We start from the raw sequence: 17542 nt of genomic DNA, 5'->3' as shown, positions 1-17542 counted from the left end.
AACATATTAATCAGTCCTTTCTTTTCCAAAATAAGAACTCCTGTTCGTACCTACCTCTATTTATCATTATATACGAACATACGATCTTGTCAACAGTTTTTCGAACGAATGTTTGCTTTTTCCAAAAATAGGTGATAAACTATCATTAATAAATCCTATGCGCGAGGTGTATGATAGATGAATAAACTTTCTAAAAGGCAAGAAACAATACTTGAGTATATTAAAGAAGAAGTACATGGCAAAGGTTATCCACCATCAGTGAGAGAGATTGCAGAAGCAGTCGGACTTGCTTCAAGTTCAACTGTGCACGGGCATTTGGCAAGGCTTGAAAGTAAAGGTTTTATTAGAAGAGACCCTACTAAGCCTAGAGCTATTGAGGTTTTAGCTTTATCTGAAGAAAGTCAAATTCCTAGAGAAGAAGCAAGATATGCACCAGTTATTGGTAAGGTTACTGCCGGAATACCAATTACTGCAGTAGAAAACATTGAAGAATTCGTACCATTGCCTAGTTCCAGCGCCGGACCTGATGATAACCTTTTCGTTCTCATCATTGAAGGTGAAAGTATGATAGAAGCAGGTATATTAGATGGGGATATGGTAATTGTTAAACAGCAAAATACTGCACAAAACGGAGAAATTGTTGTAGCAATGACTGATGAAGATGAGGCAACTGTAAAGCGATTCTTTAAAGAAAAAAATCAAATTCGTTTGCAGCCGGAAAACGCTACAATGGATCCTCTCATCTATCAAAATGTAACAGTTCTAGGTAAAGTCATCGGCTTATACCGTACGATTCAATAACAAAAAGGCTTCCGTCAATAAATGACGAAAGCCTTTTTTATATGCTCTTTAGTATGTTGATAGATATTGTTCTCTTTCCCACGGGTGAACAGTCGTACGGAACATATCCCATTCGATTTCCTTCGCTTCTATAAAGTGTTCGTATAAGTGTTCGCCTAGTGCTTCCGTAACAACTTTGTCTTTCTGAAGTTCTTCTAACGCATTCATAAGTGTTGCTGGCAAATCTTTTATACCATTTTTCTCTCGTTCTTCTTTATCCATCATATAAATATTACGGTCTACAGAAGTAGGTGGTGTTAATTTCTTGCTGACACCTTCTAATCCAGATGCAAGTAATACGGCCATCGCCATATATGGATTAGCTGCAGGGTCAACACTTCTAACTTCAATCCTTGTACTCAAACCTCTTGAATACGGAATTCGAATAAGTGGACTTCTGTTTGTTCCAGACCATGCAACGTAACAAGGAGCTTCATACCCCGGCACAAGTCTCTTAAATGAATTGACAGTTGGGTTTGTAACTGCTGTAAAGTTTGTAGCATGTTTAATGACACCTGCAGTAAATTGATAAGCGACATCACTAAGCTGCATTTCTCCTTTTGTATCGAAGAAGCTATTTTCGCCATCTTTAAATAATGACATATTAACATGCATACCAGAACCATTTACTCCGAATAATGGTTTAGGCATAAATGTTGCGTGCAGATTATGTTCCCTTGCAATTGTTTTAACCACAAGTTTAAATGTTTGAATATCATCACAATGCTTAACTGCATCAGAATATTTAAAGTCAATTTCATGCTGCCCAGGTGCTACTTCGTGATGAGATGCTTCGATTTCAAATCCCATTTCTTCCAACTCAAGAACGATATCTCTGCGGCAATTCTCTCCAAGATCGGTTGGTGCTAAATCGAAATAACCACCACGGTCATTCAATTCCATTGACGGGTCACCTTTTTCATCAAGCTTGAATAAAAAGAATTCCGGCTCTGTTCCAATATTAAATGCATCAAAACCTAATTCTTCCATTTTCTTTAGGTTTCGTTTTAGGTTATACCTTGGGCAACCCTCAAATGGTGTGCCATCCGGATTATAAATATCGCAAATAAAACGAGCAACTCTCCCTTTATCTGAAGTCCATGGAAATACCACAAATGTATTTAAATCGGGATATAAGTACATATCTGATTCTTCAATACGAACAAATCCTTCAATAGAAGAACCGTCAAACATCATCTTATTATCTAAGGCTTTGTCCAACTGACCAAGTGGAATCTCAACATTTTTAATTGTTCCTAGCATGTCTGTAAATTGCAAGCGGACAAACCTAACATTTTCCTCCTCTATTTTCTTCATAATTTGTTCTTTGGTAAAATCTGAACTCATCTAACTGCCTCCTAGAATATTTTTATTTATTTAATGAAAGAATCGAGAAAGCTCTCCTTGACGCATGCTTGATTTCCCCATTCTCCCTGCTTCCATTAACTCATTCTTCAGCATTGCACGTAATTGACGATCTGATATTTGAGGCTTAGCTTTTTCATTATTCTGTGTATTTTCTTCTGTGATGATATGTTTAATACCAGCTAAATTAATTCCTCTATCCATCAGATTTTTTATTTCTAATAATCGGTCAACATCATTAAAAGAAAATAAACGTTGGTTGCCTGTTGATCTTTCTGGGTGAATTAAACTATGTTCTTCATAATATCGAATCTGTCTTGCTGTCAATTCAGTTAATTTTTTAACAATACTTATAGAAAATAAAGGCATTGAACGTCTGTCTTGATCGTCCATTATAATACCTCCTTTTAATCATCTAAAATAATAATAGCATATGTAATGTTTGTTGTCAAATTAATGTCAACTTACTTAACATACCTTTCTACATTTCCTGTTCAATCGATACCAAACCGTTATCCATTAACTTTTTCACCGCGGATACTAAGGCTATTTTTACGTGTGAGTATGTTAATCCACCTTGGACAAATGCTGTATATGGTTCCCTGATAGGCCCATCTGCTGTTAACTCGAGACTGGCTCCCTGTATAAATGTACCCGCTGCCATTATTACCTTATCCTGATACCCAGGCATTTCGCTTGGGTATGGAGTTACAAATGAATTGATCGGTGAACTGTGCTGAATTGCCTGGCAAAAGGCGATCATATTTTCCTGATTACCGAATGTAACAGATTGTATTAAGTCTGTGCGTTCAGCATTGTAATTAGGGCTTGTCTTAAATCCGACTAACTCTATAAATCTCGCAGTCAGAATTGCTCCTTTCAATGATTCTCCAACAATGTGAGGTGCCAGGAATAATCCTTGAAACATTTCCTGCAGCATATTAAGTGTTGCCCCAGTTTCCTTTCCAAGACCTGGGGCAGTTAAGCAGTGAGCACACTGAAGTACGAGATCTTTCTTTCCCGCTATATATCCTCCAGCTCGCACTATTCCACCTCCCGGATTTTTAATTAGCGAACCAGCAATAATATCCGCACCTATATGTAATGGTTCTTTCTCTTCTACAAACTCACCATAACAGTTGTCTACAAAAACAATTAAGTCTTTATCTATACCTTTTATAAACGTTACCATTTCTTCTATTTCATCAATTGTGAATGACGGTCTGTCATCATATCCTTTTGACCGTTGTATACCAATTACTTTTGTTTGCCTGGAAATCTTTTGTTTCATTCCATTATAATTAACTTTACCATTTTCCAATAAATCTAATTGACTGTATATAATATTGAAATCAGTTAATGACCCTATATTTGTTTCATGGACTCCAATTACGGACTCTAGCGTATCATACGGCTTACCTGTAATATATAATAGTTCATCATCAGGTCTCAATAAACCGAATAACGCTGTTGATATAGCATGGGTACCTGAAACAATTTGCGGTCTGACAAGTGCATCTTCTCCACCAAACACATCTGCATATACAGCCTCTAACGTTTCCCTCCCTAAGTCATCATACCCGTATCCAGTTGTTGGATTAAAATGACTATCACTAACACGGTTTTTCTGAAAAGAATCAAGTACCCGCTTTTGATTGTTCTCTACTATAGTCGCGACATTTTTATGTTGTGTAGTGCAATCTGCTTCTGCCTGGTTCATCAATTGTTTGGTCATTAGTACATTTTTACTCCTTTAATAAACTTTTTAATGGGTGCTCTTGTCGCATGTATCCTTTTACTACATATTCATTCTGCTCTTCTTCATAGAAACGGTCACTTATGATTGTCTCATGTTCCAACCGGTTCAGCATCTTACCCTGGTCAGGTGATAAATCAATTTTATACCAATTCCATTCATCTTTTAGGATTTCTTCTATTTTTAGTTGAAGCTTCTGAATATCTTTTTGATCAAAGGCACTTACAAGGATATTGGGGTGATTCGTTGCAATAAAATCAGTATCAATTCTATCGTTTTTATTGTAAACAGTCAGCGTCGGTATAGTATGTGCATTCAATTCACGCAATAAATTACTTACCGTGTGCTGATGCTGTTCAAGATCTGGGTTCGCAGCATCTACTACATGTAAAATAAAATCCGCTTCTGTTACTTCTTCCAATGTTGATTTAAAAGAAGCTACCAATGATGTTGGCAAATCCTGAATAAAACCAACAGTATCTGTTACAAGCGTCTGAAACCCTGACGGCAGCTGAATCTTTCTTGTTAATGGATCAAGTGTTGCAAATAACTGATTCTCTTCATGTGAGCTGCTATTTGTTAACCGGTTAAATAATGTCGATTTTCCAGCGTTGGTATAACCAACGATGGCTATCTGAAATGCATCATTTGTTTTTCTGCGTTTACGATATTGTTCACGTTGCTGTACAACTAATTTTAACCGTCTTTTAATGTCGAATATTCGTCGTCTGATATGGCGCTGATCTGTTTCTAATTTCGTTTCACCTGGTCCACGTGTTCCAATACCCGCACCCAAACGAGACATTGCCTCTCCTTGACCATGTAATCTTGGCAGCATATACTCTAGCTGTGCAAGCTCAACTTGCAATCTACCTTCCTTTGTATGGGCACGCTGCGCAAAAATATCCAATATTAGCTGACTGCGATCAATTACCCTTACACCAAATCGATCACTTAAATTACGCAATTGTCCAGCAGATAACTCATCGTTAGATACGACAAGATTAATTTCAAGTTCATCAACCGCTTCATTTATTTCTTCCATTTTCCCTTGACCAATATAATATGCGGGATGAATCTTCTGACGATTTTGCGTCATTACTTTTTGTACTATACCACCAGCAGTTTTACATAATGAGTTTAGTTCTTCCAAGGAAGATTCAAATCGATCATCATCTTGCTCCTGCATCTTAACAGCAATTATTAATATTTGTTCAGACATTATTTATACCTCTTCCTCTATCCGGACCGTAATTTTTTTGTGGTTTCTTATTTTTTATCATAGCAAAGAACCTTCCACATCACAATTGACATGTCATTCTTCATCGAGTGATAGGTCAGTTCCTGTTAGCTGAATTAAATCATCAACGGTGAAACTTTCATTGTTTAATAATCGAACAGCATGAAGCCTAATTGATTGCTCAATAACATTACGAACATACCTGGCATTAGAGAAATTACGATGGGTTTCCTGCTTCTTTTTATATAAATGGGTTCGCAGTTTCCATTCTGCCTCATTTGTAAGCTCATATTCACGATCATTAACCATCTGCTTTGCAATTTTTGTTAACTGATTCACTTCATAGTCCTGGAAATCTAATATAAATGGGAATCTTGACTTTAGACCAGGATTAAGTGTCAGAAAACGGTCCATTTCGTATGGATAACCTGCTAAAATTAATACAAAGTCGTTATGATTATCCTCCATATGCTTCACCAATGTATCAATTGCTTCTTTTCCAAAGTCCTTTTCCCCTCCACGTGCCAGTGAATAAGCTTCGTCGACGAATAAAATACCGCCCATGGCCTTTTGAATAATTGCACGTGTTTTCTGAGCAGTTTGACCAATATATTCACCAACCAGGTCTGCCCGTTCAGCTTCTATAAAATGCCCTTTTGAAAGAAGGCCCATCTCAAAATACATCTTGGCAAGTTTTCTGGCTACAGTTGTTTTACCTGTTCCAGGATTACCTTTAAATAGCATATGAAGTACCTGTTTCGAACAAGTGAGACCCATTTCTTTTCGCTTTTCATTTATTACAATAGTTGCGTATATTTCTCTTATAGTTTTCTTTAATTTCTCCATTCCTATGAATGATGAAAATTCTGAATTGATATGTGAAAATGGACTTCTCTCTGCATCTGGTAGTTGGCTGGTATTTTTAAGCGCTCCATTATTTTTATCATGCAGGACAATATTAATCTGCCCATTTTTCTTTTGAAGTTTTTGCGTTTCCACATCATCACCCCTTAGTCACGTTAGTATACGCGGTATATAAAAAAGATGTGACAAACGCCTAGATACCAAACAATATCAGAAAACCTGACTCTTCACCATGCCTTAGTTTCAATTATGCATTAAGAAAGGATTTATACTTTTACCTGCCTAAAAACGGACGCCCATAAAATAAGAGCGTCCGTTAGATTTATTATTCTTTTTCAAGTTCTACGTTTTTCACTGGTGCAAAGGTAGATATTGCATGTTTAAAAATTAGTTGTTGCTTTCCGTCTGTTTCAAGCAGGACCGTAAAATTATCAAAGGCTTTTAATATCCCTCTTAATTGAAATCCATTTGTCAAAAAAACAGTAGTTGAAATATGATCTTTTCTAAGCTGATTTAAATATTGATCCTGAATGTTTACTGACTGCGCCATCGCACATCCTCCTCTATTCTATATCTGTATATAATTACTTCTATACTCTTTCCAACATTCCTGCTAAATCATCCAAAATTTTTCTAAATGTTTCATCGATTGTTTCTGGAGTAATTGTATACCAGTGTACATCCAGCTTATTTTTAAACCATGTATATTGGCGTTTGGCAAATCTTCTGGAGTTCTGCTTCAATGTTTCCGTAGCTTGTATCAACGATTGTTCCCCTTTAAAGTAGGGAATAAACTCTTTATAACCAATTCCCCTCATAGATTGGGAATTTTCAAAGCCTTGTTTATAAAGCATCTCAACCTCATCTAATAGGCCTTGTTTAAGCATATTGTCAACTCGAGCATTTATTCGTTGATATAAAAGCTTCCGGTCCATCTCTAAACCTATAAAGATGGGATTATATGGGGATTCCCTTTTCTGTTGCTTTTGATATTCTGTCATAGTCAAACCAGTTGTTTGATAGATTTCCAGTGCACGAATAACTCTACGGTGGTTGTTTGGGTGAACTTTCGCAGCTTGATCAGGATCGATTTTTTTTAATCTATTATGTAGCGTTAACACCCCGTGACTATTTAGCTCTTCTTCCAGTTTCCTGGTTACTTCGTCATCTCGCCGTTGATCTGAAAAGTTGTAATCATATAATGCTGCCTGAATATATAGTCCGCTTCCACCAACTATTATCGGCAACTTTTGATGTAAACCGATTTCATTTATATATTGTTGGACAAGCTGCTGATAATCAGCAACCGAGAATGAGTCACCCGGACGTTTTGTATCAATTAAATAATGAGGAATGCCATGTTTTTCTTCCTCGGTAATTTTTGCAGTTCCGATATCCAAACCCTGGTATACTTGCATAGAGTCTCCGCTTATAATCTCTCCATCAAATTTTTCGGCAACTTCTACACTAAGTCTGGTTTTTCCAACAGCAGTTGGTCCAACAATTGCAATAACTGGCTTTTTCATCATCATTCCCCTATATTTCTTTATTCATACGCGAGATAGGCATGTAACATCCAAATATGCTTTTCTAATTTTCCTTGTAATGTTACAAGCAAGTCAACTGTTGGCTCATCATTTCGATCGGAAGCTTCAGGAAGACCTTCATCCTTTATTTCGTTAATGATCTGTTTATAGTCACTGATTAGCTGTCTTATAATCTCGTCTTCTTTGTCATCGGCAGACGCTTCCTCAAGTGTTGACTCTTTTATGTATTTAACCATTGTTGCCAATGGTTTGCCATCAATCATTAACACTCGTTCGGCTATCTCATCCAAGTCAGTCGCCATGGTTTGATACATATCTTCAAAAACTTCGTGCAGCTGGTAAAAGTGTTTTCCCTGAACGAACCAGTGATAACGGTGAAGCTTCACATACATAACAAAGTAATTAGACAACAATTGATTTAAAAAATTTATTATCTTTTGATTTTCCATAACACACCTCGCAGTTTTTCCTGTAGTTTTCACGAGGTGTGCTTCTTTTATTCAATGCCTTACATAACCCGTTTAAACATTTTTTCCAACTCATAGGAAGAATAATGCACAATGATTGGTCGGCCATGCGGACATGTAAATGGATCAGTTGATTTACGTAAATCTTCCAGTAATCGAAACATGCCTTCCTGGTTTAAATAATGATTCGCTTTAATTGATCGTTTACATGACATTAATATTGCTGCATCTTCTCTTATTTTCTCAACATTTATCCGTTCATCATCCATAACCTGATCAATCATTTCCCTAATTATCTCTTCTTCAAAACCTTCAGGAAACCACGTAGGATATGAACGAATTATATAGGATTGATTTCCAAATGACTCAAAAAACAGACCTACTTTTTCGAGTTCACCTTTATAATGATCAATAAAGATAGACTCTTGTTTGGAAAACTCAAATGTCAAAGGCATTAATAACTCCTGAGACTCGTTAACTGTTTTACCAAGTTTTGCTTTAAAAAATTCATACTTTATTCGTTCTTGCGCAGCATGCTGATCAATCATATATAGTCCATTTTCATTTTGGGCCAAAATGTAAGTACCATGTAGTTGACCAATTGGATACATGGTAGGGACGCGTGGCTGTTCTTCTTTGAACACTGCCGGCTCTACATCAGTAGGAATTTCATCATGCTCTTGTTGAAAATTATTATTAGTTGAATTTGCTTGCTCCATAATTGGTACTTGTTCATTTACTTGAGGTCTTGGTTCCCATTGTTGCTCTTCCTTTTGTGGTTCATTAAATTGCAATGTGTTTTGAACAGATTTCTCCTGTCTTTCCTGTTTTTGTCCTATTTCAGGTTCAGGAATTAAAGATGTTTCTCGAAATTTTGTTCTGATTGTCTCCTCAATAGCAGCAAATAATTCCTTATCTTTACTAAAACGAACTTCCAGTTTAGTTGGGTGGACATTCACATCAACTAAAATCGGGTCCATTGTTATCGATAGGACGACCACTGGCAGACGGCCGATTGGCAGGAGTGTATGATATCCTCTAATAATCGCTTGTGACAATGGAATACTCTTTATATACCGCCCATTAATAATGGTGGAAATATAATTACGCGAGGCTCTGGTCACCTCAGGTTTTGCAATAAATCCATCAATTGAAAAATCAAGGGTTTCACGTTGGATTGGCAACATCTTTTTGGCAACACTCATCCCATATACATTTCCAGCTACCTGAAGCAAGTCCCCAGAACCAGTTGTCTTAAAGAGAGACTTCCCGTTATGAACGGCTTCAAAACGAATTTCCGGGTGTGACAATGCTAACCTGTTTAATAAGTCTGTAATATGTCCAAGCTCCGTATGAATGGTTTTCATGTATTTTAGGCGAGCAGGAGTATTAAAAAATAAATCTTCCACTATAATTTCTGTACCTTTACGTGCGTCACTTTTCTCCTTGTTTATTATGGAACCGCCCTCCATCGAAAGCACTGTTGCTGCATTATCTCCCTGTGATGTCTTTACCGTTAATCTGCTGACTGCCGCGATACTAGCTAATGCTTCACCACGAAATCCAAGTGTCTTGACATGAAATAAATCTGTTTCACTTTTTATCTTACTTGTCGCATGACGCAAGAATGCTCTCTCACAGTCATCCTGAGACATACCATCACCATTATCGGTTATTTTAATTTTTTGTAAACCAGCTTCTTCTACCTCAACCTTTATCGAAGTACTATTCGCATCTATACTATTTTCAATTAATTCTTTGACAACAGAAGCAGGGCGTTCCACTACTTCTCCAGCAGCTATTTTATTTGCTAATGCATCTGGCATTTGAAAGATATTCATGAGAACACTCCCTTTATTTCTGCTTTTTCACATGTTTTTGCAAGCGGTATAGTTCGTTCATCGCTTCCATTGGTGTCATTTCAAATAAATCAATATTGTTTAGGTCATCAATTATTGATTTGTTTTCTTTGTTGTACTGTTTATTTTCTTTAGGTATTTTTTCCTCAATAAAAAAGGATAGTTGATCATTAGCAGTTAGTTTGGCTTCCTCATGCTTGTCATCATCATTCTCCAGTTGATTTAAAATGAAACCTGCTCGATCAATGAGTGGTTTAGGAAGATTTGCTAATTTCGCAACATGTATACCATAGCTTTGATCAGCCGCTCCTTCTTTTATCTGGTGAAGGAAGACTACATTTCCTTCATACTCTTCTGCACGAACATGAATGTTTTTCAATTTATCTAAGGTATTTTCAAGTGCTGTTAATTCATGATAATGCGTTGAAAATAATGTTTTGGCATGAATATTATTGTGGATATATTCAACAATCGATTGCGCCAGTGCCATTCCATCATATGTGCTTGTACCCCGGCCAATTTCATCAAGCAGAATCAAACTGTTTTCTGTTGCATTAGCAATGGCATGATTGGCTTCCAGCATTTCAACCATAAATGTACTTTGACCTGAAACTAGATCATCTGCTGCACCAATTCTCGTAAAGATCTGATCGAACAGAATTAAGTCCGCATCTTCACATGGAACAAAACAGCCAATTTGCCCCATAATAACTGTTAATGCCAACTGACGCATATACGTGCTTTTACCTGACATATTTGGTCCAGTTATTAGAAGAACATCAGTGTTTTGATCAAGTGAAACATTATTCGGAACGAACGAATCATCCTTCATTACCTGTTCTATTACGGGATGACGCCCATTTTTAATAAATAACGTGTCATCAACAAATCGCGGGCGCTTATAATTATTCGCTTCACTTACCGTTGCGAATGCCTGAAGTACATCAATTTTGCTGACTACATCAGCCAAATGCTGTATTTCAGGTATATGCTCTTTTATTTGCTCGCGGATTTCAATGAATAAGTTGTACTCTAAATCAACGCTTTTCTCTTCTGCCTCTAAAATAAGTTCTTCTTTTTCTTTTAATTCCGGTGTTATATAACGTTCAGCATTCGATAGTGTCTGCTTACGTTCGTATTTACCCTCCGGCAATAAATGTAAATTGGCTTTAGTCACTTCGATATAATAGCCAAACACACGATTATATCCAATTTTAAGAGACTTGATGTTTGTTTCTTTCTTTTCCTTCTGTTCCAGTTCAGCAATCCATTGTTTTCCATTTCGAGAAGCTTCTCTATAGGTATCCAGCTTTTCATTATACCCATCTTTAATAATTGATCCTTCTTTGATCGATATTGGCGGATCTTCTATCAAACTGGTATCTAATATGGATAGAATTTCTTCTGGAAATGTGAGTTTACTACTTAATTCAATTATATTTTTTTGATCGAACTGTCTTAATATGGCACTAACTGCCGGTAGCTTTTCTATTGATTGTTTTAATTGGATAAGGTCACGTGCATTTATGTTACCGAAAGCAACTCGACCAGCAAGACGTTCCAAGTCATAAACTGATTTTAATACATCTCGTAACGAATCACGCTCCATGAACCCCTGATAAAAGCCATCAACAATATCATGACGTTTTTCAATTTCATGTTTATTTAATAATGGGCGTTCAAGCCATTTTTTAAGCATTCTGGAGCCCATTGCGGTTACTGTTTTATCAAGTACCCACAATAGACTGCCGTGTTTTCCTTTTTTAATAATTGTCTCCGTTAATTCTAGGTTTCGTTTGGAGTACATGTCCAACGCTAAATGATGGTCCAATTCAATGACTTTAGCAGGCTGTAAATGATCAAGTGAACGCTTTTGTGTGTATTGAATGTAATTAAGCAGTCGGCTGAATCCCTTAACAAGCCGCTCGTCATTCAGATTGTCACATAAACTGCGGTATTCCGCATTAAAATTTATTTCATCCTGATAGGATAATGTTACGTTTAATTTTTTGCTTAATTGGTCCTGTAATTCATCAGGCAGATTCGAAGGAATTACTATTTCTTTTATTGGCTGATTGAACAACTCATGAATGACTGCGTCCCATCCACTTGAAATAAGTGCAATATTGTTTTCACCAATTGACAAATCATTATAAACTATCACATAGGAACCATCAGGGAAATGAGAAAGACTGGCAATATAGTTGTTGTCACGTTCATTAAGCATATTACTTTCCATTACGGTTCCTGGCGTTATGAGCTGAACCACTTCTCTTCTTACAACACCCTTAGCTTCCTTTGGATCCTCAACTTGCTCGCAAATAGCCACTTTATAACCTTTTTCAATTAAATTCTTTATGTAATTAGCAGCTGAATGATAGGGCACACCACACATCGGAATGGGGTCATCTTGTCCTGCCCCACGTTTTGTAAGGGTGATTTCCAATTCCCTGGCAGCATTTATTGCGTCATCAAAGAACATTTCATAAAAATCGCCTAATCGGAAAAATAAAAATGCGTCTTTATGCTCTGCCTTTATTTTTAAGTATTGTTCCATCATTGGTGTGTGTTTAGCCATAAGTTAATCCCCCAAAAAATACCGAATATAATGTACAATTATAGCATAATTTGTAGACATAAAGCGACTTCCCCATTTCATAAGAAAGACATTTATATTTGTTAGATAAATTGTGTGCAATCCAGCGCAGGAAATAATACGCAGAGACTCCCTCCTGCAGGAAAAGCAGAAGCTAAAGATCCCACAGGTAGCTGTTTATGCTTCCGAGGAGGCTGTAGCGTTGCCCTAAGGTGCGCGAAGTTATTTCCGGAGCGGTATATTGTGTAACAGCTTATATTAACTACTTTTCCTTGTTGTTAAAGAACTTTTTAACGGAATGAGGATCCGGTTTACTGTTCTGGCGGATCCTCATTCCGTTATTTGCTTGAAAACCCTTGTTTTTAGCTTTGGTTCGGATCCTCGTTCCGCTATTTGCCATTTCTGCCTCAAATTTGGCTGATTTTCTGCTTTTAGCGGAACGAGGATCCGTCTCATCCTTCCGAGAGCACCTTTTCTGCTATTTAGCGGAATGAGGATTCATTCCGCCCGTTTGTCAGATCCTCATCATTCCGAGTGGTAATACTTCATCCTTATAATCCTGCCAGTTTAAGTACAAACATACCATAACCCCATAAACCTTTTAAAAACAGAAACAACTCATTTTTTTATTATTTGAAATAACATAGAAAAATATGAAACTGATTCACTTTAGACCACTTTATACTTTTCAGTTAGCTTTAATAGCAAATTCCTTCGTTGTACTAATGCAGTAAGTAAGTATTTTTTAACTGCCAAAAAAACTTACGAGAGAATTAACCCTCGTAAGTTGTTTAGTCTTTCGCCTTATCATTCACAAAATCCGGACTTACATCACTTAACTCGTCGTCTGTTATATCAAATCCCCAATCGTCATCATCATAATCATCGTTGAAGCCTTTTGGATTCACCCTTACTTTAACCTTAGTTTCTCCAATAATTTGGACAACAAATTCGCGCTCTATTTCCACAACTATTTTATGACCTTGGTTGGCAATCTGGCATTCCAGACAATTAGGCTGTTGAATCACTTTGGCAATGACATCATAATCATCCGACAGGCAATGATCATCTTTAACAGATAGTGGAATATAATCACAATACGTTACACGTTCTGTTACCACCTCTGTTTTGGTATTATCATTGTACGAGTACCAGATATTAATATCGTAACTGCCATTTACCTCTACAGTATCTTCTGATTTTTTCTTGGCGTTATACAAATGGTTAATTACCCAGCAGCCAAGAATGCTTGACGGTCTATGTGACGGTGAGATATTGTGAGTAGCCTGCGTGAACTTTCTACCCTTGCCGCAAACAGCTTTCGTAATGATTTCTCTAAATTCTTGATCAAGAAAAGTCATAATTTCGTTTACCTCCTCTTTTTTCATAGTCATTTTATGCAAGACAAATACCTATAGTGCATAGCTATTCTATAAAAGGATGTAAAGTTTGGGATATCTTTTCTTGAAAAGCATTCAAAGACTATTGCCATAAGGAAAGCCAGGCAAGAAAAAATTCCTGCCTGGCATCAAATTAATGGCTGCATGCTGAGCCGTTATTTGTTTTTGAACCGGTTTCACCTGATAAAAGATCACCGCCGGTTGATGAGATAACATCATTTGTTACCTCACGTGCAATTGTTCCAGAAACCAATTGTAATATGTCATTAACCACAATTTGCGTTTCTTTAAATTCTTGTACAACTGGGATATCATCAATCTCAGCTTGCAAACGGTCAATTTCACCTTCTACCTTTTTCAATGCCTCTGTCTTTTCATAAGCCTGAAAATTAACTGCCTGCTTCTGCAAGGTTTTAATTTTGGTTATTAACTGTTGTACTTTCTTATTATCATTAATTTTCGCCTCAACTTGCTTAAACCGATCAATTTCTTCTGTACCAGCTAGCATCTGTGCCAAGCCCTTTGCCTCATCAAGTATTTGTTTTCGCGTATATTCAGCCATATTAATTCACCTCAACTGTATTTTCTACCATTACACCATTTAATGACCATGTTTTGGTGTCGGTAATTTCAACCTCAACGATTTTGCCAATAGCTGACTTAGGACCATTAAAGTTTACCAATTTATTTCTTTCTGTATACCCAGCAAGAACATCTGGATTTTTCTTACTCTCACCATCCACAAGTACTTTAACAATCTTATTATCATATGTTTTCATTGATTCTGCTGATTGTTTATTAACAAGATCATTTAAACGATATAACCGTTGCTTTTTCACTTCTTCTGGTACGTCATCTGTTTTTCTGGCTGCAGGCGTACCATCACGTGGTGAATAAATAAATGTATATGCTGCTTCAAAACCAACTTCTTCTACCAATGTCATTGTTTCCTCGAATTGTTCTTCTGTTTCATTTGGAAAGCCAACAATGATATCTGTAGTGAGAGTTGCATTAGGCATAGCTTCACGTATTTTACGAACTAATTCCAAATAGTCTTCTCGAGTATATTTTCGATTCATTTTCTTTAGAACTTCACTACTGCCTGATTGAACAGGAAGATGAATATGGTCAAGTAAATTACCGCCTTGGGACAACACCTCAATTAAACGATCATCAAAATCTCTTGGATGTGATGTTGTAAAACGCACACGTGGGATATCAATTTTATGAATATCATCCATCAAATCACCAAGACCATATGATAATCCTTCTAAATCTTTCCCATATGCATTAACGTTTTGGCCAAGCAGAGTAACTTCTTTATAGCCCTGCGCAGTCAGATGTCTTACTTCCTGAATAATATCTTCAGGTCTGCGGCTGCGTTCTTTACCGCGTGTCATTGGAACAATGCAGTAGGTACAGAATTTGTCACATCCATACATAATGTTAACCCATGCTTTTATATTACCTTTTCGTGCTTTTGGAAGATTTTCAATTATGTCTCCCTCTTTGGACCATACTTCTACTATCTTCTCTTTTCCAAACATAGCTTCTTTTACTAAGTTTGGTAGCCGATGAATATTGTGCGTCCCGAAGATCAGATCAATTTGCGGATGCTTTTTCAAGATTCGATTCACAACAGATTCTTCCTGTGACATACATCCACATACACCTAGGATTAAGTCTGGATTTTCTAATTTAAGGGGTTTTAAGTGACCAATTTCTCCAAACACTTTGTTTTCCGCATTTTCACGAATTGCACAGGTGTTTAATAAGATAATGTCCGCTTCTTTTGTGTCAGAAGTAGACTCATATCCCATTTCCGTTAAAATACCTGCCATAACCTCTGTATCATGCTCATTCATCTGACATCCATATGTACGAATCATGAACTTTTTGCCCTCGCCAATTTTCTCCATACCTTCAGGGATTTCAAAGTCATAATGAACCTCCACATCATCACGGCCGCGTTTGCGTGCTTTATTTAAATTTGGTGGCTCATATGTGGTTTCAAAATACTTTGATATAATGTCGTCGCTGGAAGTGTTTTTTAACCGGTTCATATTATCCGATTCGGATTTTATGTCCGTTGGATTCTCCGGTTGCTTTATTTGCGACTGATCCTTTCGTTGCTGCTCATTCATAAACGAAACTCCTTTCCTATATATAAAACGCTTTTAATAACATAGATGTACATTATTAAATTATAAAGGCTATAGGCAAATTTAACAATACATGAGCAGTTTAGCGCAAAGAAAAAAGTCTTATAAATAGAAAGTTTACCAATTTTGTCATAAAAATAGTGTTACGCAATTGCGCAACACTTAATATTTCATTTAATAAATTATCTGGGTTCTACAATCAGTTTAATTGCTGTCCGTTCTTCCTCATCAATCATAATATCAGTAAAAGCCGGAATACAAATTAAATCAACTCCACTAGGCGCTACAAATCCTCTGGCAATTGCTACCGCTTTTACAGACTGGTTTAAGGCGCCTGCACCAATCGCCTGCATTTCCGCTGTTCCACGTTCTCGTAGGACATTCGCAAGTGCACCCGCTACTGAATTTGGATTTGATTTTGCTGAAACCTTTAATACTTCCATTACTAGTACCTCCTTCAATTACTATTGTAGTTCTATTGCTACTATATTCTTGGAGATGATAGCTTATTACCTTATTATGCATCAATAATTCTAAACATTCAAATAATCAACCAAAGAAAGGATGATCATCATTTATTAAAATGCGTTCAACATGGGTAGCCATTCCAGTTTTATCATTTATGGTAACTAAAAAACCATTTAACTGACTTCTTCCCGTTGTGTCAATTTCAAAACGTACCGGTAAACTTGTAAGGAACTTCTTCATAACTGCTTCTCGTTCCATACCTAAGATCGAATCATAGGGACCAGTCATCCCAACATCAGTAATATATGCTGTCCCTTGTGGTAAAATACGTTCATCAGCTGTTTGCGTGTGTGTATGTGTACCAACAACAGCACTGACTCGACCATCCAGGTACCACCCCATTGCTTGTTTTTCACTCGTAGCTTCTGCATGAAAATCGACAAAAATAATGCTTGTACGTTTTTCTGCTTCTTCAATTAGTTCATCCATTTTACGAAAAGGATCATCAATTGCAGGTAAAAAGGTGCGACCTTGCATGTTGATTACAGCAATTTCATTTCCATTTAAATTTACGAACGTAAGTCCTTTTCCAGGTGTGCCTTCTGGGAAGTTTGCCGGGCGCACCATGTTCTTGGCGTCATCTATAAATTCAAATATTTCTTTTTTATCCCAAGTATGATTCCCCATTGTGATTACCTGAGCCCCCCATTCAAGAAATTGCTTATAAATCTTTTCGGTAATCCCTTTTCCGGATGCGGCGTTTTCTCCGTTAATAATAGTTATATGCGGACGGTGTTTTTCCTTTAATTTAGGTAAATAATTCTGAACCATATCTCTTCCTGGAGATCCTGCTACATCACCTATAAACATTATTTTCATAATTTTTCTCATCCTAACGGGTAATAGTATATTTCACAGTCAAATTATACTGTAAAGCAAAAATAAAAGCGACCAGTTGGCCGCTTTTATTAATCTAGT

At 36.8% G+C, this 17542-nt stretch carries 16 protein-coding genes; 1 reads left to right on the top strand and 15 read right to left on the bottom strand.

Annotation, left to right across the window (positions count from 1 at the left end; all coding sequences use genetic code 11):
- The first annotated feature begins 177 nt into the window (after positions 1 to 177).
- Positions 178 to 801, top strand: coding sequence for a transcriptional repressor LexA (gene lexA, locus ACTWQM_RS08320; RefSeq protein WP_443257717.1), 624 nt, complete (start codon positions 178 to 180; stop codon positions 799 to 801).
- Positions 802 to 849: 48 nt separating this feature from the next.
- Here the strand turns inward: lexA and glnA are convergent, their stop codons facing one another.
- The 15 genes from glnA to ACTWQM_RS08245 form a co-directional block, all read right to left on the bottom strand.
- Positions 850 to 2187, bottom strand: a complete 1338-nt coding sequence (gene glnA, locus ACTWQM_RS08315; protein WP_443257716.1) for a type I glutamate--ammonia ligase — start codon at positions 2185 to 2187, stop codon at positions 850 to 852.
- Between the two features lie 30 nt (positions 2188 to 2217).
- A complete protein-coding gene (locus tag ACTWQM_RS08310; RefSeq protein ID WP_443257715.1) occupies positions 2218 to 2598 on the bottom strand; it encodes a MerR family transcriptional regulator in 381 nt (126 codons plus the stop codon).
- An 88-nt stretch (positions 2599 to 2686) separates the two neighbouring features.
- Positions 2687 to 3940, bottom strand: coding sequence for a methionine gamma-lyase family protein (locus ACTWQM_RS08305; RefSeq protein ID WP_443257714.1), 1254 nt, complete (start codon positions 3938 to 3940; stop codon positions 2687 to 2689).
- A gap of 10 nt (positions 3941 to 3950) precedes the next feature.
- Positions 3951 to 5183 carry a GTPase HflX gene (gene hflX, locus ACTWQM_RS08300; protein ID WP_443257713.1) on the bottom strand — a complete coding sequence of 411 codons (1233 nt, stop codon included), beginning with the start codon at positions 5181 to 5183 and terminating at the stop codon, positions 3951 to 3953.
- Between the two features lie 93 nt (positions 5184 to 5276).
- Positions 5277 to 6200 (bottom strand): stage V sporulation protein K, encoded by a 924-nt coding sequence (spoVK, locus tag ACTWQM_RS08295; RefSeq protein ID WP_443257712.1) that lies wholly within the window; start codon positions 6198 to 6200, stop codon positions 5277 to 5279.
- A 190-nt stretch (positions 6201 to 6390) separates the two neighbouring features.
- Positions 6391 to 6615, bottom strand: a complete 225-nt coding sequence (hfq, locus tag ACTWQM_RS08290; protein WP_092492868.1) for an RNA chaperone Hfq — start codon at positions 6613 to 6615, stop codon at positions 6391 to 6393.
- 40 nt (positions 6616 to 6655) lie between these two features.
- Positions 6656 to 7591, bottom strand: a complete 936-nt coding sequence (gene miaA / locus ACTWQM_RS08285) for a tRNA (adenosine(37)-N6)-dimethylallyltransferase MiaA (protein ID WP_443257711.1) — start codon at positions 7589 to 7591, stop codon at positions 6656 to 6658.
- 20 nt (positions 7592 to 7611) lie between these two features.
- Positions 7612 to 8061 (bottom strand): Dps family protein, encoded by a 450-nt coding sequence (locus ACTWQM_RS08280; RefSeq protein ID WP_443257710.1) that lies wholly within the window; start codon positions 8059 to 8061, stop codon positions 7612 to 7614.
- A 59-nt stretch (positions 8062 to 8120) separates the two neighbouring features.
- A complete protein-coding gene (gene mutL / locus ACTWQM_RS08275; protein WP_443257709.1) occupies positions 8121 to 9920 on the bottom strand; it encodes a DNA mismatch repair endonuclease MutL in 1800 nt (599 codons plus the stop codon).
- Between the two features lie 13 nt (positions 9921 to 9933).
- Entirely contained in the window at positions 9934 to 12516 is a 2583-nt protein-coding gene (mutS, locus tag ACTWQM_RS08270) for a DNA mismatch repair protein MutS (protein ID WP_443257708.1), read from the bottom strand.
- An 809-nt stretch (positions 12517 to 13325) separates the two neighbouring features.
- Positions 13326 to 13895 (bottom strand): outer spore coat protein CotE, encoded by a 570-nt coding sequence (cotE, locus tag ACTWQM_RS08265; protein ID WP_443257707.1) that lies wholly within the window; start codon positions 13893 to 13895, stop codon positions 13326 to 13328.
- Positions 13896 to 14067: 172 nt separating this feature from the next.
- On the bottom strand, positions 14068 to 14496 hold the full coding sequence (locus ACTWQM_RS08260) for a RicAFT regulatory complex protein RicA family protein (protein ID WP_443257706.1): 429 nt from the start codon (positions 14494 to 14496) through the stop codon (positions 14068 to 14070).
- 1 nt (position 14497) lies between these two features.
- Positions 14498 to 16078: a tRNA (N6-isopentenyl adenosine(37)-C2)-methylthiotransferase MiaB gene (gene miaB, locus ACTWQM_RS08255; RefSeq protein WP_443257705.1), complete on the bottom strand. Its 1581-nt coding sequence runs from the start codon at positions 16076 to 16078 to the stop codon at positions 14498 to 14500.
- Between the two features lie 200 nt (positions 16079 to 16278).
- Positions 16279 to 16539: a stage V sporulation protein S gene (locus ACTWQM_RS08250; RefSeq protein WP_092492876.1), complete on the bottom strand. Its 261-nt coding sequence runs from the start codon at positions 16537 to 16539 to the stop codon at positions 16279 to 16281.
- A 106-nt stretch (positions 16540 to 16645) separates the two neighbouring features.
- Complete coding sequence (locus ACTWQM_RS08245) at positions 16646 to 17443, bottom strand: TIGR00282 family metallophosphoesterase (RefSeq protein ID WP_443257704.1); 798 nt, start codon at positions 17441 to 17443, stop codon at positions 16646 to 16648.
- Between the last annotated feature and the right edge of the window lie 99 nt (positions 17444 to 17542).

Source organism: Virgibacillus sp. L01 (assembly GCF_052246775.1).
Lineage (GTDB): Bacteria > Bacillota > Bacilli > Bacillales > Amphibacillaceae > Lentibacillus.
Note: the sequence above shows the minus strand (reverse complement) of the source record. Positions and strands in the feature narration are given on the sequence as shown.

Coding starts and splice junctions, on each gene's coding strand:
- lexA (WP_443257717.1), top strand. CDS start 178: ATGAATAAACTTTCTAAAAGGCAAGAAACAATACTTGAGTATATTAAA.
- glnA (WP_443257716.1), bottom strand. CDS start 2,187: ATGAGTTCAGATTTTACCAAAGAACAAATTATGAAGAAAATAGAGGAG.
- ACTWQM_RS08310 (WP_443257715.1), bottom strand. CDS start 2,598: ATGGACGATCAAGACAGACGTTCAATGCCTTTATTTTCTATAAGTATT.
- ACTWQM_RS08305 (WP_443257714.1), bottom strand. CDS start 3,940: ATGACCAAACAATTGATGAACCAGGCAGAAGCAGATTGCACTACACAA.
- hflX (WP_443257713.1), bottom strand. CDS start 5,183: ATGTCTGAACAAATATTAATAATTGCTGTTAAGATGCAGGAGCAAGAT.
- hfq (WP_092492868.1), bottom strand. CDS start 6,615: ATGGCGCAGTCAGTAAACATTCAGGATCAATATTTAAATCAGCTTAGA.
- miaA (WP_443257711.1), bottom strand. CDS start 7,591: ATGAAAAAGCCAGTTATTGCAATTGTTGGACCAACTGCTGTTGGAAAA.
- ACTWQM_RS08280 (WP_443257710.1), bottom strand. CDS start 8,061: ATGGAAAATCAAAAGATAATAAATTTTTTAAATCAATTGTTGTCTAAT.
- mutL (WP_443257709.1), bottom strand. CDS start 9,920: ATGAATATCTTTCAAATGCCAGATGCATTAGCAAATAAAATAGCTGCT.
- mutS (WP_443257708.1), bottom strand. CDS start 12,516: ATGGCTAAACACACACCAATGATGGAACAATACTTAAAAATAAAGGCA.
- cotE (WP_443257707.1), bottom strand. CDS start 13,895: ATGACTTTTCTTGATCAAGAATTTAGAGAAATCATTACGAAAGCTGTT.
- ACTWQM_RS08260 (WP_443257706.1), bottom strand. CDS start 14,496: ATGGCTGAATATACGCGAAAACAAATACTTGATGAGGCAAAGGGCTTG.
- miaB (WP_443257705.1), bottom strand. CDS start 16,078: ATGAATGAGCAGCAACGAAAGGATCAGTCGCAAATAAAGCAACCGGAG.
- ACTWQM_RS08250 (WP_092492876.1), bottom strand. CDS start 16,539: ATGGAAGTATTAAAGGTTTCAGCAAAATCAAATCCAAATTCAGTAGCG.
- ACTWQM_RS08245 (WP_443257704.1), bottom strand. CDS start 17,443: ATGAAAATAATGTTTATAGGTGATGTAGCAGGATCTCCAGGAAGAGAT.